This window comes from Bacillus sp. SIMBA_154 (assembly GCF_046536015.1).
Taxonomy (GTDB): Bacteria; Bacillota; Bacilli; order Bacillales; family Bacillaceae; genus Bacillus; species Bacillus pumilus_P.
This window is the reverse complement of record NZ_JAWJBV010000440.1, coordinates 1-254: the sequence shown is the minus strand read 5'-3', so window position 1 is coordinate 254 and position 254 is coordinate 1. Positions and strand designations below refer to the sequence as shown.

Genomic DNA, 254 nt, shown 5'->3' with positions numbered 1-254 from the left:
GTTATTAACAAAAAAGGCGTAGATGTTGAATCTGCATACCGCACTGAGTTGTTCTCTGGTGACTTAGCATTGAAACTAACAGCAACTTACCTAATAGAGGACAACAATAACTCTACAGGCCGTGCTGAAGATTTTAGAACTGATGTAGGCGAAACAGCTTCACCTCGCTGGAAGGGACGTTTTAATGCCGTTTATTCTCATGATGACTCAGCGTATGTGCTAACCATGAACTATCGTCATGCAACTGTTAATGA

The 254-nt window shown here is 41.3% G+C and carries 1 protein-coding gene; it reads left to right on the top strand.

From position 1 onward, the window contains the following. On the top strand, positions 1 to 254 hold a 254-nt coding region (locus tag R0K30_RS22680; RefSeq protein WP_410613189.1), incomplete at both ends, for a hypothetical protein.